Annotated in this window: 16 protein-coding genes; 9 read left to right on the top strand and 7 right to left on the bottom strand. The window is 67.6% G+C overall.

Features of this window, described 5'->3' with window-relative positions; genetic code table 11:
* Positions 1-4 precede the first annotated feature (4 nt).
* From M2341_RS04860 to M2341_RS04850, 3 genes are read left to right on the top strand one after another with little or no spacing between them, the layout of a single operon-like run.
* The gene (locus M2341_RS04860; RefSeq protein ID WP_264574610.1) at positions 5-403 is read left to right on the top strand and encodes an endonuclease domain-containing protein; all 399 of its coding nucleotides are present in this window, start codon (positions 5-7) and stop codon (positions 401-403) included.
* Positions 404-1,369 carry a phytoene/squalene synthase family protein gene (locus tag M2341_RS04855; RefSeq protein WP_264584421.1) on the top strand — a complete coding sequence of 322 codons (966 nt, stop codon included), beginning with the start codon at positions 404-406 and terminating at the stop codon, positions 1,367-1,369.
* Between the two features lie 57 nt (positions 1,370-1,426).
* Complete coding sequence (locus tag M2341_RS04850) at positions 1,427-1,597, top strand: hypothetical protein (protein ID WP_181558903.1); 171 nt, start codon at positions 1,427-1,429, stop codon at positions 1,595-1,597.
* Between the two features lie 25 nt (positions 1,598-1,622).
* On the opposite strand, the gene M2341_RS04845 is transcribed toward M2341_RS04850, so the two are convergent.
* Both M2341_RS04845 and M2341_RS04840 read right to left on the bottom strand, forming a co-directional pair.
* Entirely contained in the window at positions 1,623-2,447 is an 825-nt protein-coding gene (locus M2341_RS04845) for a 3'(2'),5'-bisphosphate nucleotidase CysQ (RefSeq protein WP_264584420.1), read from the bottom strand.
* The gene (locus tag M2341_RS04840) at positions 2,434-3,777 is read right to left on the bottom strand and encodes a TldD/PmbA family protein (RefSeq protein ID WP_264584419.1); all 1,344 of its coding nucleotides are present in this window, start codon (positions 3,775-3,777) and stop codon (positions 2,434-2,436) included. Before M2341_RS04840 ends, M2341_RS04845 begins: the two co-directional genes overlap by 14 nt.
* Positions 3,778-3,976: 199 nt before the next feature.
* Here M2341_RS04840 and M2341_RS04835 point away from each other — a divergent pair, with 199 nt between their 5' ends.
* Positions 3,977-4,489 carry a hemerythrin domain-containing protein gene (locus M2341_RS04835; protein WP_264584418.1) on the top strand — a complete coding sequence of 171 codons (513 nt, stop codon included), beginning with the start codon at positions 3,977-3,979 and terminating at the stop codon, positions 4,487-4,489.
* A gap of 15 nt (positions 4,490-4,504) precedes the next feature.
* A complete protein-coding gene (locus M2341_RS04830; protein ID WP_264584417.1) occupies positions 4,505-4,696 on the top strand; it encodes a hypothetical protein in 192 nt (63 codons plus the stop codon).
* On the opposite strand, the gene nudC is transcribed toward M2341_RS04830, so the two are convergent.
* On the bottom strand, positions 4,693-5,619 hold the full coding sequence (gene nudC, locus M2341_RS04825; RefSeq protein ID WP_264584416.1) for an NAD(+) diphosphatase: 927 nt from the start codon (positions 5,617-5,619) through the stop codon (positions 4,693-4,695). The two genes, M2341_RS04830 and nudC, sit on opposite strands and share 4 nt — an antisense overlap.
* Positions 5,606-6,727 (bottom strand): A/G-specific adenine glycosylase, encoded by a 1,122-nt coding sequence (gene mutY / locus M2341_RS04820; protein WP_264584415.1) that lies wholly within the window; start codon positions 6,725-6,727, stop codon positions 5,606-5,608. Before mutY ends, nudC begins: the two co-directional genes overlap by 14 nt.
* Before the next feature lie 26 nt (positions 6,728-6,753).
* Here mutY and M2341_RS04815 point away from each other — a divergent pair, with 26 nt between their 5' ends.
* From M2341_RS04815 to smc, 4 genes are all read left to right on the top strand, one after another.
* Positions 6,754-7,350 carry a DUF721 domain-containing protein gene (locus M2341_RS04815; protein WP_413714801.1) on the top strand — a complete coding sequence of 199 codons (597 nt, stop codon included), beginning with the start codon at positions 6,754-6,756 and terminating at the stop codon, positions 7,348-7,350.
* Between the two features lie 28 nt (positions 7,351-7,378).
* The gene (locus M2341_RS04810) at positions 7,379-8,122 is read left to right on the top strand and encodes a DsbA family protein (protein WP_264584414.1); all 744 of its coding nucleotides are present in this window, start codon (positions 7,379-7,381) and stop codon (positions 8,120-8,122) included.
* 58 nt (positions 8,123-8,180) lie between these two features.
* Positions 8,181-8,918, top strand: a complete 738-nt coding sequence (locus M2341_RS04805; RefSeq protein ID WP_264569618.1) for a DsbA family protein — start codon at positions 8,181-8,183, stop codon at positions 8,916-8,918.
* Positions 8,919-9,017: 99 nt separating this feature from the next.
* Positions 9,018-12,458, top strand: coding sequence for a chromosome segregation protein SMC (gene smc / locus M2341_RS04800; protein ID WP_264584413.1), 3,441 nt, complete (start codon positions 9,018-9,020; stop codon positions 12,456-12,458).
* A 212-nt stretch (positions 12,459-12,670) separates the two neighbouring features.
* Here smc and M2341_RS04795 read toward each other — a convergent pair whose 3' ends face one another.
* The 3 genes from M2341_RS04795 to M2341_RS04785 all read right to left on the bottom strand — a co-directional run bounded on the left by M2341_RS04795 (position 12,671) and on the right by M2341_RS04785 (position 15,014).
* Positions 12,671-13,234 carry a hypothetical protein gene (locus tag M2341_RS04795; RefSeq protein WP_413715159.1) on the bottom strand — a complete coding sequence of 188 codons (564 nt, stop codon included), beginning with the start codon at positions 13,232-13,234 and terminating at the stop codon, positions 12,671-12,673.
* Positions 13,235-13,600: 366 nt separating this feature from the next.
* Positions 13,601-14,518 carry a TauD/TfdA dioxygenase family protein gene (locus M2341_RS04790; protein WP_264584412.1) on the bottom strand — a complete coding sequence of 306 codons (918 nt, stop codon included), beginning with the start codon at positions 14,516-14,518 and terminating at the stop codon, positions 13,601-13,603.
* 121 nt (positions 14,519-14,639) lie between these two features.
* Positions 14,640-15,014 carry a hypothetical protein gene (locus M2341_RS04785; protein WP_264584411.1) on the bottom strand — a complete coding sequence of 125 codons (375 nt, stop codon included), beginning with the start codon at positions 15,012-15,014 and terminating at the stop codon, positions 14,640-14,642.
* Positions 15,015-15,166 lie beyond the last annotated feature (152 nt).

Genomic DNA, 15,166 nt, shown 5'->3' with positions numbered 1-15,166 from the left:
GCCCGTGACGCAAGATGCACGCCTTCTGATCCACGCAAAAGCGATGCGGCACGAGGCGACGCCATGCGAGATCATTCTCTGGCGACATCTGAGTCGGTCCCAGCTTGGCGGGCACAAATTTCGTCGGCAGCATGTGCTGGGGCCGTTCATTGTGGATTTCTTCTGCCCCGCCAAAAAGCTGATCGTCGAGGTGGATGGCGATACGCACGATCCGGAAGAAGATGCGCGCAGGGATGCTGCGTTAACCGCGGAAGGTCATCGCGTTCTGCGGTTCACTAACGAAGATGTACGCACCAATCTCACCGAGGTTCTGGAGGCAATACTGACGCGTTTGAATTCAGCACCAGCCCGTTGGGCAGCGCCGTCCCCCACCCCATCCCCTCCCCTGAAGGGGAGGGGCTAGATGCTGGAGCAACGCCCTGCCCTTGTCGGTCTTGCGCAGGAGAGCATTGCGCGCGGGTCGAAGAGTTTTCGCACGGCCTCGCGGCTGTTCGACCGGGAGACGCGCGAGCGGGCGTGGTTGCTCTATGGCTGGTGCCGGGCATGCGATGACATTGCCGACGGGCAGGATCATGGCGGGACCATGCAGGCGACCGGCGACCCCATGGCCCGGCTGGCCGACATCCGCGCGCGGACCGAGCGCGCTCTGGCGGGGCAGGCCGGGCTGGATGATCCCGCCTTTGCCGGCGGGGCGCTGGTGGCGGCGGAATGCAAGATTCCGCGCCGCTATATGGACGATCTCATCGAAGGCTTCGCGCTCGATGCGCAGGGCTGGCGACCGCAGACCGAGGACGATCTGCTGCGCTATTGCTACCATGTCGCCGGTGCGGTCGGCTGCATGATGGCCATTGTGATGGGTGTCGCGCCCGATGACGAGGCGACGCTGGACCGCGCCTGCGATCTGGGGCTGGCCTTCCAGCTCGCCAATATCTCCCGCGATGTGGCCGAGGATGCGGCAGGCGGGCGCTGCTATCTGCCCGCGGACTGGCTCATCGAGGCCGGCATCGACCCGACGGACCCGATGGCGGCGGAGCGGCGCCCGGCCCTCGCGGCGGTCACGGAGCGCGTGGCGGCGATGGCGGCGCGCTATGAAGACAGCGCCCGGCATGGCACCCCAAAGCTGCCGTTCCGCTCGGCATGGGCGGTGCTGGCTGCCGCGGGCATCTATGGCGGCATTGCCCGGAAGGTCGCCGCCGACCCGCAGGAGGCGCTGCGTCGGCGCCTGTTCACCAGCAAGGCGGAGAAGCTGGGTTGGCTGCTCCGCGCCGGCACGCAGGCTGGTCGGCGCACCAGCCTCTACCCCCCCGCGCCGCGTGATCCATCGCTGTGGAACCGGCCCCGCCAGAGCGCGCGCATTTCGGAGGCTTGATCCCGATCAATTTCTGCATGGGCGCGATCTGCTGAAGAGGCAGGCGGGAGGACATGCATGATTCCGTCACGTCACGCTTATTACCGCAACCGCGCCAACGAACATCGCCGTCTGGCGCAAGTCGCCGCGGAGCCCGCACAGCGCCTGATGCACGATCGTCTGGTCGAGGCCTATCTGGGTCTGGCGCGCGAATCGCGGCTGCGGCAGGTCGTCCGGCTCAAGGCCTGAGCGCAGCCGCGCCCAGACAAGCCGATCATCCCTGCTTGAGCAGCCTGAGCGCCCGCGCGCGCAGCCGGCCCAGGCCGGCATCGTGCAGGGCGGGAACGGCGCAGAGCATCCCCGTCACATAGGGGTCGGGCTTGTTGAAGATGATGGGTTCGCCCAGCGCATCGGTAACGCGGGCGCCGGCTTCCTGCGCGATGAGAGTCGCGGCCGCCAAATCCCATTCCGCGCCGCGTCGCAGGCCGGCTACCAGATCGGCTTCATTGGCCGCCACCATCGCCATGCGCAGCGCGATGCTGTTGGGCTTGGCGACCATGCGGTAGTCGATATCGATGCCGCCCAGATGATCGAGCGGCACGCGTGCGCCCGAGAGCGTGGCATGATCGCCCACGGCGAGCCGCTCGGGCTGTGCCCCCGTGCGCTCCCGCCAGGCACCGGCGCCGCGCACCGCCCACCAACGCTCGTTGCGCGCCGGTGCGGTCAGCACCGCGACAGTCGGAACGCCGTCCTCGACCAGTGCGACCGAGACCGCCCAGCCCGCCCGGCCCCGCACGAAATCGCGGGTACCGTCGATGGGATCGATGATCCACGCGCGCCGGGCACCGGCACGTCCGGGCGTCTCCGCGCTTTCCTCGGAGAGCCAGGCGGCATCCGGCAGAAGCGCGCCAAGCTGTGCGCGCAGCAGCGCATCGGCCGCGAGATCGGCCTCGCTCACCGGCTCGCCGGGCCGCTTCTCCCAATGGCCGTGCATGGGTGCGTCGGCTTCCCAGAAACGCATGGCCAGCAGGCCGGCAGCGTCGGCTATGGCCAGAATATCGGCCAGAAGATCCAGAGAGGGGGGCTCACTCCCCGGCAACGGTCATCCCGTCGATGCGCAGGGTGGGCACGTTGATGGCGCGGCGGAAGGTGAGATCGTTCGCAGCGATGATCCGCCCGAACATCTCCTTGAGATTGCCCGCGATGGTAATTTCAGACACGGCGTGGCTCACCGTGCCGTTCTCGATCAGAAAGCCGGAGGCGCCCCGGCTATAATCGCCGGTGACGCCATTGACGCCCTGGCCGATCAGTTCGGTGATGAACACGCCGCGCTTCACGTCCGCGAACAGATCGCGCACGCTGGCCGTGCCGCCTTCCAGATGCACATTGCTCGCGCCGACCCCAGGCGAGCCGCCGCCCCGCGTGGCATGGCCGGTGGGATCAAGCCCGAGCTGGCGGGCCGAGGCGCTGTCGAGCATCCAGCCGGTCAGCACGCCGTCATCAATGAGGCGCCGCCGCCCAGTTGGCAGCCCTTCGCCGTCGAACGGCCGCGAGCGCAGGCCCCGCTCGCGCAGCGGATCATCAATGACGCTCAGCCCCTCGGGCAGAATGCGCTGGCCAAGGCTGTCGAGCAGGAACGTCGCCTTGCGGGTGACCGATGGCCCGGCGATGGCACCGAGCAGATGCCCGATCAGGCTGTTGCCTACGCGCGGATCGAAGATCACCGGCATCGTACCGCTCGGCACCCGGCGCGCGTTGAGCCGCGAGACCGCGCGCGCGCCGGCGCGCTGGCCGATGCTGTCCGGCCCTTCCAGATCATCGAGATGCCGCGCACTGTGGCTGGCAAAGTCCCGTTGCATCGCGGCGCCCTCACCCGCCAGCACGCTGGCGTAGAGCGAATGGCTGGTCCCGGCATAAGCGCCCGAAAAACCGTGGCTGGTGGCCAGAGCCGCCTGCGCGCGGGAGAAGCCCGCACCGGCGCCTTCGCTGTTGGTGACGCCCAGCACGCTGCGCGCCGAATCTTCCGCCGCCAGCGCCCTCTCGCGCAGTTGGGCCGGCGTCGGCTCCTCATCATCCTCGATATCGAGCGAAGGCAGCCTGCGCCGCATCAGCATCTGCTCGGGCGCGAGACCCGCATAGGCATCTTCCGGCGCCTCGCGTGCCATGGCCACGGCGCGCTCGACCAGCGTCTCCAGCGTGCGGGGCGTCAGGTCCGACGAGGAGACGCTGGCCGAGCGTTGGCCGACAAACACGCGCAGGCCGAAATGCTCGGACTCGGATTGCTCGACATCCTCCAGCGCGCCCAGCCGCACCGTCACGCCGAACGAGGCATCGCAGCCATAGACGGCGTCGGCCGCATCCGCGCCCGCCTTGCGGGCCGCGGTGACCAGCGACCGGGCGCGATCGAGAGCTTCGTTAAGGCTGAGCATGAAAGACGCGGTCCGAATGATGTCTGATGAAAGGCCGCGCTTTAGCTCCCGCGGCGAGGCGACGCAATGCGGCTGCGTCGGGTGCCTTCCGACCAGCCGCTCCGCTTTGCGACGAACGGAGGAGAGCAACATTTTTTATAGGGAACCACCAGGCCTTGCCGATCCTTTTGTTGATAACATCAACCCACAGGAGCATCTCATGGCGACTGAAACATTCACCGACGCGATTGCCCTGCTCAAAGCGGATCATCGCACGGTCGAGGATCTGTTCGAGAAGTTCGAAAAGGCCAATGCGGCCGGCCGCAAGGAATCGCTGGCGCGGGAAATCTGCACCGAACTCAAGATCCACACCATGCTGGAAGAAGAGATCTTTTATCCGGCCTTTCGCGGCAAGATCGAAGATGATCTCATGGATGAGGCCTATGTCGAGCATGACGGCGCCAAGGTGCTGATCAACGAGATCGAGGCCGGCTCTCCGCAGGAAGATTTCTACGATGCCAAGGTGAAGGTGCTCTCGGAAGAGATCGAGCATCACGTCAAGGAGGAGGAACAGCCCTCCAAGGGCATGTTCGCCCAGTGCCGCAAGACCGACGTCGACTTGGTGGAACTGCGCGACCGGATGCTCGCCCGCAAGAAAGAGCTGCTGGCGCAGGCGAAGAGCGGAGGCCTGCCCCCGGCAGAGCCGCGCACGCTCAGCGTTTCGGCCGTCTGACCCGGACGAAACGGCATGTCGGCGGCGTTTTCATTGTTCGAACCTTGCGATAAGGACGCCGCCGCGCCGGCGCCGCACCCCAACGATGCCGAGCGCACCCGCCTCGGCATCATTTTGCCGCGCTTTGGCGGACTGGGCCGAGATGCGGCCTTGCGGCAGGCGCAGAGCGAGCAATCGGGTGACTGGATGCTTCGGCACCGCGATTAGGCGGCGGGAGGCTGTTCCGTCTGCCTGCACTCCAACCAATAACGCAGCATGTGATGAGCGACCGCGATGGGGGATGGCGGCAGGAACCTGGCGCCCTCCTCCCCGGCCAGCGCCTCGCGGACCTCATCAGTGCTCACCCAGATGGCTTCGGCGATTTCCTCCTCATCCAGCGTCAACGCGTCATCATCAGCCTGCGCGATGCAGGCGACCATGAGCTGGGAGGGGAACGGCCAGGGCTGGCTGAACAGATAGTCGACCTGCCCGGTGCGCACGCCGCATTCTTCCCACAGCTCCCGCCGCACGGCTTCCTCGATGGTTTCGCCCGGCTCGACAAAGCCGGCCAGTGCGGAAAAGCGGCCGGCAGGAAAGCGCGGATTGCGCCCGATCAGCACCTTGCCGCGATATTCGGCCAGCATGATGACCACCGGATCGGTGCGCGGAAAATGCTCCGCGCTGCACCGGCTGCACTGGCGCGCCCAGCCGGCCTTGATCGGGTGCGTATCGCCGCCGCAGCGTGCGCAGAAACGGTGGCGATCATGCCAGTCCACCAGGCTGCGCGCCGCCGCATAATGCGCGGCTTCGGCCATGGTGAGCTGCGGGATGATGTCCCACACTTTCGCGGGAAAGCTCGGGGGCTCGACGCTGTGCTCGACGAGCAGCGACACAAAGACCGGCGTGCCGTCCTCGCGCAGCCCGAGCAGGGCGTGGTCGGCCAGCACAGCACCGGGCGGCACCAGCTCGCTGGCGAGCGTGCCGTCCGCCTCGATCACCGGGTCCAGCCCATCGAGGTGCACGATGCGCGCGCGCGGATCGGCCCAGGCGCCGGCCAGCCGGTCGGGGTGCACGCGCAGCTGATCGGCGCGGTCGAGCGTGCCGCCGGTGAAGGTGATTGCCTGCCGCGCGGGCAGATCAGGCCGGGTCATGATGCGCATTCTCCTGCTCTCTGGCGTCCAGTGCCGCTTGCGCCGCCCGGGCAAAGACGGTGGGCAGCCCCGCATCGGCCAGCGTGTCGAGGGGCCACAATTGGCCCGGCCCAAGGGCGCTGGCAAGCGCGGCAGGGTCAGTCTCATCCTCGATCCGCAGCATGGCCACGCGCAGATCGAGCGCGAAATGGGTGAACACATGGCGCACCGGCTGGTTGAGCACGCGCCAGCCGCCCGCTAACGGCGCGAGCGGGAGAGCCTCTGGCGCCTCGCTCCAGTCGCTGGTCGGCAGCGCCAGCATTCCGCCGAGCAGGCCCTTGTCCGGTCGCCGGACGAGCCAGACAGCATCGCCGGTCTCCACCCACCAGGCCGTGCCGCTGCGCGTCGGGCGCGCCTTCTTCGCCGCCTTGAGCGGATAGCGCGCCGGATCGCCCGTTGCCCGCGCGGCACAAAGCTCCGAGAGCGGACAGGCGAGGCAGGCGGGATTGCGCGGGGTGCAGACCGTCGCGCCGAGATCCATCATGGCCTGCGCGAAATCGCCGGCATGGTCCTGCGGGGTGATGCGGTTAGCGAGCGCACGCAGGATCGGCTTGCCGGCCGGCAGCGGCGTCTCCACCGCGAACAGCCGGCTCACCACCCGCTCGACATTGCCATCCACCACGACGGCGCGCTGCTCGAAGGCAATCGCGGCGACAGCTGCCGCGGTATAGGCACCCACACCGGGCAGAGCGCGCAAGCCCGGTTCGTCCGAGGGGAAACGCCCGCCCAGCGCGCCTGCGACATAGCGCGCGCAGGCCAGCAGATTGCGGGCGCGGGCATAGTAGCCAAGACCTGCCCAGGCGGCCATCAGATCGCCGTCCTCCGCGGCCGCCAGCGCCTCGACCGTCGGCCAACGCGCCAGAAAGCGCTCATAATAAGGCGCGACGGCCGCCACCGTCGTCTGCTGGAGCATGATTTCCGAGAGCCAGACGCGGTAGGGGTCCGGCGGGGGCGCGCCGGGCGGGCTGCGCCAGGGCAGCGAGCGGGCATGGCGGCGATAATGGGCCAGCAACGCCGGAGCGACCGCCTCTTCCATCCCCCGCGTTGCGATTAATCCATCGACGGCCATGGCGTGCCTATGGCATGGACGCAGCCATGACAGAAGCCACCCCAGACGCGCAGGCGCCCACAAAGGCCAGCCGGGCCAAACGCCCGGCCGCGCGCAAGGCCAATGGGGCCGGCAAGGCCGAGATGCCGCCGCAGGAACGCCCGCGAATCAACGCGCCCCGCGCGATTTCCGATCTCATGCCGGACATTGGCCGCGCCGCCTTCCGCAAGTTCGGCTTCATCCAATCGAGCATCGTCACGCGCTGGGCCGAGATTGTCGGCAAGCGCTATGCGGAACTGACCAGCCCCGACTCGATCCGCTTCCCGACGGGCAAGCGCTCGGGCGGGACGCTGCAGCTGACCGTCGCCAGCGGCCATGCGCCGATGGTCCAGCATATCGTGCCGGAGATCATCGAGCGGGTGAACCGCTTCTTCGGCTATGAGGCCGTCTCCCGCGTCGCCATCAAGCAGGGCCAGGTCATCCCGCGCGAGCCGGTGCATCGCCCGCCGCCCACGATGCTGCGCCCGATCCCCCAGGAGCTGGGCGAGGGCCTGCGCGAAGTGAGCGACCCGGAACTGCGCACCGTGCTCGAATCGATGGCGCGCAGCTTCTCCAACCCTGTGCGCCCCCCCAAGATCAGCTAAGCCAAATCTCCATCACGGGACCATGCCCATGACCGTCATCTCGCCAGCTTCGTCCGTCTCCCGACAGATTGCCGTGTTTGCTGCCTTGGCACTCACCCTTGCGTTCGCTCTGCTGTCAGCGCCCGCCAGTGCGCAGCGCAGCGCGGCGCGCGACTGGAGCCAGACGGTGACGCTGGGTGCGAACGGCGCCTTCGTGGTCGGCAATCCGGCTGCGCCCACCAAGCTGGTCGAATATCTGAGCTACACCTGCTCGCATTGCGCGGATTTTCAGGCGACCGGAACGCCAGCGCTCAAGGCCCAGTGGATCCGGCGCGGCCTCGTCTCGCTGGAACTGCGCAATTTCGTGCGCGATCCCTTCGATCTGACGGCGGCGCTGCTCGCGCGCTGCGGCGGCGCGACGCGGTTCGTTAGCAATCATGAAGCGATGTTCGCCGATTATCAGGCCTGGATGACCCGCGCGCAGAGCTTTGCCCAGGCGCAGGAAGGCAAGCCGCCGGCCGCCAATCGCGCCGCGCAGCTGACCGCCATTGCCGGGGGCACCGGCCTTGGCCCGCTCCTCGCCAAGCGCGGCCTGACGCCAGCGGCGCAGGGCAAATGCCTGGCCGACGAGGCGATGCTCAAGACGGTGCTCGGGCTGACCTCCAGCGCCGGCACCTTCAAGGAATTCACCGGCACGCCCTTCTTCCTGCTCAACGGCAAACCGCTGGAGAATGTGCATACGTGGGACGCGCTGCGCCCCCTGCTGCCGCCATTGCCCGCGTCCGGCAAGTGAGCTAGACCGGCCCGCACAGCCACTTTCCGTCCCCCGATCGATGAGGCCCATCCGTCCCATGAAACGCCTTGCTACCGCCCCGCTCGCCCTCGCCCTGCTGGCTCTCGCCGCCTGCGGCTCTCAGGACAGCAACTCGAGCGCGCCCATCGGCAAGGTGGAGGGCAAGGCCGCCCCGGCGGGAACCACATGGGCGCAGCAGGTCGTCGCCACGCCCGAGGGCGGCATCCGCATGGGCAACCCGGATGCGCCGATCAAGATCATCGAGTTCGCATCCAACACCTGCCCGCACTGCGCACACTTCTCCGAGGAATCCAAGGATGTGCTCGAGCGCGATTATGTGAACACGGGGAAGGTGAGCTTCGAGTTCCGCAACTTCGTGATGAACCCGCTGGACATCAGCATGGCCATGCTGGCCCGCTGCACCGGGCCGGAAGCCTTCTTCCCGCTGACCCATCAGTTCTTCACCAACCAGCAGGCGATCATCGAGAAGCTCCAGTCCGCCGGCGAGGATGCTTATAAGAACGCGATGTCGGCCGCGCCGGATCAGCGCTTCCAGCGCATGGCCGAGGCTGCCGGGCTGATCGAGTTCGCCATGGAGCGCGGCGTGCCCGAGGCGAAGGCCCGCCAGTGCCTGGCCGACCCGAAGACCGCCGAAACGCTCGCTGCAAATGTGGAGCGCGACACGGCGCAATATTCCATCACCGGCACGCCGAGCTTCATCATGAACGGCAGCAAGCTCGACAATGTGTCGACCTGGCCGCAGCTCGTCGAGCAGCTGAAGAACGCAGGCGCCTGATTGGCGAGGCTGGGGGGCCATAGCATCGGAGCGGGCGTCGGACGGCGCACTGCCTCGCAGGCTGGGTCAGTCCGGCTGGGCCGCCCTGCCCGCTAAACCATGCAGATCCGCCGCCTCAAGCTGACCGGCTTCAAGAGCTTCGTCGAGCCGACCGAGTTGCGGATCGAGCCGGGGCTGACCGGCATTGTCGGGCCGAATGGCTGCGGCAAATCCAATCTGCTGGAGGCGATCCGCTGGGTGATGGGCGAATCCAGCCCCAAATCCATGCGCGGCGGCGGCATGGACGATGTGATCTTCGCCGGCACCGCCACCCGCCCGGCGCGCGATTTTGCGGAAGTCGGCCTGTTCGCCAGCGTGCCGCCGGGCACCGTGCTGCCGGCGATCGACATGGGCAGCGATGGCGAGCTGGAAGTCATGCGGCGCATCGAGCGGGGCGCGGGCAGCGCCTATCGCGCCAACGGGCGGGACGTGCGCGCCAAGGATGTCGCATTGCTCTTCGCCGATGCTGCGACCGGTCCGCACAGCCCGGCACTGGTCAGCCAGGGCAAGATCGCCGCCGTCATCGCCGCCAAGCCCGCCGAGCGCCGCGCGATGCTGGAAGAAGCGGCGGGCATCGCCGGCCTGCATGTGCGCCGCAAGGATGCCGAGCAGAAATTGCGCGCGAGCGCGGCCAATCTCGCCAGACTGGACGAGATCCTCGCCGAGATGGACGTGCGCGCCAATGCGCTCCGTCGACAAGCGCGAGCCGCCGAGCGCTATACGGAATTGAGCGAAAAGATCGTGCTGGCCGAGGGCCGCGTGTTCTTCGCCCGCCATCGCGAGGCCGCGACCGAAGCCGACCGTGCCGCGCAGGATGCGCAGAAGGCCGAGGCGCTGGTGCGGGTGGCGCAGGAGGCGCAGCTGGGCGCCGCCGCTCATCAGCAGTCCGCCATCGAGACACTGGCGCGCGCACGCACGGCCGCCAACGAGGCCCGGGAGGCCGCGACCGAGGCCCGCTTCGCGCTGGAGCGGCTGACAGGCGAACGCGATACCCTGCTGCGCCGGATCGCCGAGCTGGAAAGCCAGCTCGCCCGCGTGAGCGAAGATCAGCAACGTGAGGGTGCGCTTGCCGCCGATGCCGCCAATGCCATCGAGGCGCTGCAGGCCGAGGATTCCACGCTGGCCGAGCGGATCAAGGCGGCGAAGACGACGCTGCCGGCCTTCGTCACGCGTCTCGCGGAGGCCGAGACGGCCAGCCGCGATGCCGAGGTCGCGCTGGCACAGGCCATGGCGCGACTGGCCGGCGAGCAGGCCGAGCGGCGTGTTGCCGAGGCGGGCCTGAACGCCGCGCGGCAGAAGCTCGCCCGCGCCCGCAGCGAGGCTGAGCGGATCGCCGCCGCCCTCGCCGCCTTGCCCGATGCCGCGCCGCTCGCCACTCGCCAGCGCGCGGCCGAGCAGGCCAAGGCCGATGCCCTCACCGCCCGCACCGATGCCGAGGCGCGCATCGCCGCCGCCGCGCAGGCGCGCGAGACGCACACCCAGGCCGTCGCCGAGCAACAGCGCGCGCTCGCTGCCGCCCGCGCAACCGTCGCCGCGCTGGACAGCGAAGCAAAGGCACTGGCCCGCGGGCTGGAGACGCAGGGCGGCGGCGATCGCGCCATCGATGCGCTGCGCGTCGACCCCGGCTATGAGCACGCGCTCGCCGCCGCGCTGGGCGATGATCTGCAGGCCGCGCTCGGGGCGCAAGGTCTGGCTCGCTGGAGCGGCGCCGCTATCGATGCGCGCGACCCTGCTTTACCGGATGGATGTGATGCCCTCGCCTCCCATGTGCGCGCGCCCGAGGCACTCGCCCGCCGTCTCGCCCAGATCGCCGTGGTCGAGCAGGATGACGGCCAGCCGCTTGCGGTGGGCCAGCGCCTTGTCACGCGCGACGGGCAATTGCGGCGCTGGGACGGCTTTGTGGCGCAGGAGGGCGGCGGCGCGGCAGCCGAGCGGCTGATCCGCATCAACCGCCTTGCCGCCATCGGGCAGGAGCGGCCTGCCGTCGCCGCCACCGTCAGCGCGGCCGAGCAGGCCTTGGCGGCCGCCGAGGCATCGTTGCGCGAAGCCGGCACCGACGAGCGCGCTGCCCGCGAGGCGATGAGCGCTGCCGACACGGCCCTGCGCGGGGCGGAGCGCACGCTCGGCGAAGTGGCTACCGCGCTGGAGCGCCTGGCTGGCCAGCGCGCGGACCTCGACCGGCGCCATCAGGAAGCCTCTGCCGATCTCACCACCGCCGAGCGCGAGTTGGAGAGCGCGCAGGCCGCCCATGATGCCCTGCCGGCTGGCGACGACACCGCGGCGCGGGTCGATCTGCTCAAGTCCGGCGCGGAACGGTGCCGGGCCGCAATCGGTCAGGTGCAGGCCGAGCGGGCCATGGCCGAGCGGGCGCTGGCCGCCGATGAGGAGCGCGTGAAGGCGATCCGCAGCGATGTGGCGGGCTGGAAAGCGCGCGCTGGCGATGCCGTGCGCCGCGTCGCCGAGATGAAGACGCGCGCCGAAGCGCAGGCCAGCGAACTGGACGGGCTGCGCGATCGGCCATCAGCGCTGGCGACGGAACTCGACGCCCTGACGCAGGCCGCTCGCGACCATCAGGCCGCTGTCGAGCAGAGCCGCAGCGAGGAAGCCGCCGCCGAGGCCACATTGGCCACCGCCGAGAAGGCGCTCGCCAATGCCAATGAGGCTCTCTCCACCGCCCGCGAAGCGCGAGCCGGAGCGCAGGCGCGCGCCGAACATGCCGTCGCGCGCCGCCGGGAAATCGGCCAGGCCTGCGGCGAGCGCTTCTCCTGCCCGCCGCCCGTGCTGCCGAGCAAGCTCGGCTTCGCGAGCGAGGAGGTCGTCGCCGCATCCGAAGAGCAGGCCCGCTATGACAAGCTGGTGCTGGACCGCGAGCGGATCGGCCCGGTCAATCTCGTCGCCGCCTCGGAACTGGCCGAGCTGGAGGAGACGCAGACCAGGAGCCGCGCCGAAAGCGAGGAACTCACCACCGCGATCAACCAGTTGCGCGGCTCCATCGGCCATCTCAATCGCGAAGGGCGGCAACGGCTGCTCGCAGCCTTCGAGGCTGTGAATGGCCATTTCCAGCGCCTGTTCAGCACGCTCTTCCAGGGCGGGAGCGCGCATCTGGAATTGATCGAGAGCGATGACCCGCTGGAGGCTGGCCTTGAAATCTTGGCGCAGCCGCCGGGCAAGCGGCTGACCACGCTGACATTGCTCTCAGGGGGAGAGCAGGCTCTCACCGCAGTGGCGCTTATCTTCGGGCTCTTTCTAACCAATCCGGCACCGATTTGCGTGCTCGACGAGGTCGATGCGCCGCTGGACGACGCCAATATCGAGCGCTTCTGCGGGCTTTTGGAGCGGATGGTGCAGGATACCGCGACCCGCTATCTGATCGTGACGCACAATGCCGTTACCATGAGCCGGATGCACCGGCTGTTCGGGGTGACGATGATCGAGCAGGGTGTGAGCCGGCTGGTCTCGGTGGACTTGCAGGCGGCTGAGGATTTGCTGGCGGCGGAGTGAGAGGACACTGCCCACGTCGGTGAAGAAGGCCGCCCCCCACTTCGTCAACCCGGGCTTGATCCGGGGTCCAGCTTCTTGTGATACGTGGGTTGCGACTGCCAGAACGCGTTTGCCGCCTTAAGTCCAGAAGGGAGCGGGACCCCGGATCAAGTCCGGGGTGACGAAGTGCTTAATGGCCCGTCAGTTCGCCTGAACCAGCGGCACCCTCGCCCTCAATGCGGCTCCTTGCTCACATCCACCTTTTCCACCCATTCCGGGTAGAAGCTCGGCTCGCGGCTCGACCAGCCCGCAGCCGTGGCGGCGGCTTCGCTGATCGACTGGAGCAGTGCCCGGCGGCGTTCGGGGTGGAGGTGCGGCAGGCTGGCGGCGGCGCAGAAGGCGCCGGGCAGCCAGGGGCGCGACCCTGCGCCGATGAGACGCTCGTAGAGGAAGCGATAGGCCGAGAAGCTGTTCAACCGGTTCTGGCCAAGGTCGAAGGCGGAGACGGTGACCAGCGGTGCCATGAACGGCTCGACCTGATCCAGCCCGCTATCATCGGGCACCCGCGCCTTGATCTCGTCCAGCCGGCCATAGAGGCGGCTCTGTGCCTTGATGCTCGCCGCCTCGACAACGTCGCGCCCCCAGGTTTCCATGGGCGCGCCGCGATGGAAAGCGACATCGAGAGAGCGGCGGATGTAACGCTGCGTTGCAGCCGGGAAGGAGGCGAACTCGCGCAGTTCCGCGAGGGTTACGGCCCCGTCAGTCGGCTTGGAATGCTGACCCAATGCTGCCTCCATCATTTACGTTTCGGAGATTATGCCCTGCCTGGTTACCGGCAGCTTAAGCCTCCGTTGTGCAACGTTCACATGGAATCAGATTATCTTGTGCGACGCAACAGGAATTTTCCTGAGCGGCATTCAGTTTGCCGAAAAATTCGGAAAGCCGTTGTAATTCTTGGACTATCTGGTGGAGTATTGCCTAGAAAATCATGCTGCATCGCAACATGAAACGAAGAAACTGGAGTCCGGTCGCGGCCCCCGCCAGCCACCGGCCTGTGTTTCTTTGCCCTCGTAACCCGATAGTAGCCGCTTGGCGCCACAAGGCAAGCAGACCGGTGCGTGCGACAAATGCCCACGGCTGCGGGAAAGCCCGCAAAGTGAGGATCAGGCCGCCGCGGCGCCCTTGGGCGAAATCGTGGGCGCAGTCCGGAACAGCTCGCCGAACGGATCGTCCTCGACCTCCGGTGCCGGCGCTTCACGCACGGTGGCGCGGCGCATGTCACGGCGCTCGTTCCAGTCGAACTGGCCGCCCTTGTGGAACACGGCGAGATTGTCCCAGATCACCATGTCGCCGACGGCATAGTCGACGCTGATGGCATATTGGTCCTGCGTCGCGAAAGCGTTGAGATAATCGATCAGCTCGCGGCTCTCTTCCCAGCCCCAGCCGACCACGCGGTAGCAGTGCGCGCCTGCGTAGATCATCTTGCGGCCCGAGCCTTTGTGGACATGCACCAGCTTGTGGACCGGGCGGTGCCGCGCCTCGATATCCTCGCGGCTGATCTCGGCGCCGCCCTGCTTGCGCGACCACCAGAGGCTGTGCTCGCATTCCAGATTTTCGATCTTGTCCTTCACATCCTGCGGCAGGTCGTCATAGGCCGAGCGTGCATCGGCAAACCAGGTCGGCCCGCCCGACGGCGGCACTTCCACGGCGCGGAGCATGGAATAGGACGTGCGCAGATCCATGAAGCTGCTGTCCGTGTGCCAAATCTGATCGCCCTTACGATAGGTCGTGGCGCCCGGATCCCAATTGATCTCGCCCTGCGCATTCAGATTGCCGGCGTTGAACAGGAAGATGCGCGGGCGGCCCTCGCGGGGCGGCAGGCTCTCCAGATGGCCGAAATTGCGCGCGAAGGCGATCTGCCCCTCATCGTCCAGCCCGGTGTTCCGGTAGACGGTCACGCCCCAGCGATCCTGCTGAGCGATCAGCTCGGCGACCGTATCCGCATCCAGCGGCTTGCTGATGTCCACGCCGGAAATTTCGGCGCCGAAACGGGGGGTGATGGGTGTGGCCGTGATCGTCATCAGTCTATCCTGCTCCTGAGGAGGCCGATAGTAGCACAATCATTAGCATGGTCAAGTATTCGCCACACTCGGAATGCGCCCTGCTTCGCGAGCCTGGCGTCACGGTGGTAGCGCGTTCCGCCTAGCTTTCCGAGGCTTTCATGCTGGCAAGAACCTCGCGCAGAGCGCTCAGCCCCGCCGGCTTGGGAAGCATCGGCCAATCCCTGGTGCCATCGCCCAGATAGCTGCTGTCCGGATAGCCGCTCATCACCACGAACGGGATTTTGCGGGCCTCCAGTTGCATCAAAACCGGCTCCGAGGTTTCGCCGCCCAGATTATAATCGACGACCGCGCCGGTGATATTGCCGCTTTCCAGAGCTGTAATCGCCTGGCTCACTGTGGCGACGGGATAGACTTCATCCGCCCCCAATTCGCGCAACGTCAGCTCAAGGTCGAGCGCGATAAGCATTTCATCTTCAAGCAAAAGAACATTCAGCATCCCCGGTTCCTCGAACATTCAACGAGAGGCGCCGGCCTGCCCCTGTTACTGACCCTTTGCGGCCCGTTTACTATCATGAACGCGGCTCTGCGGTGCCTCTATGCGCGGTGAGCTGATGGATGTCTGTTCACTTTTGAACATAGATGGGAACTGCGGCTGGGGCTGATCGT

The sequence above is a fragment of the Sphingobium sp. B7D2B genome (assembly GCF_025961895.1).
Taxonomy (GTDB): Bacteria; Pseudomonadota; Alphaproteobacteria; order Sphingomonadales; family Sphingomonadaceae; genus Sphingobium.
The sequence above is the reverse complement of the archived record's forward strand: the minus strand, read 5'-3'. Positions and strand labels throughout refer to the sequence as shown.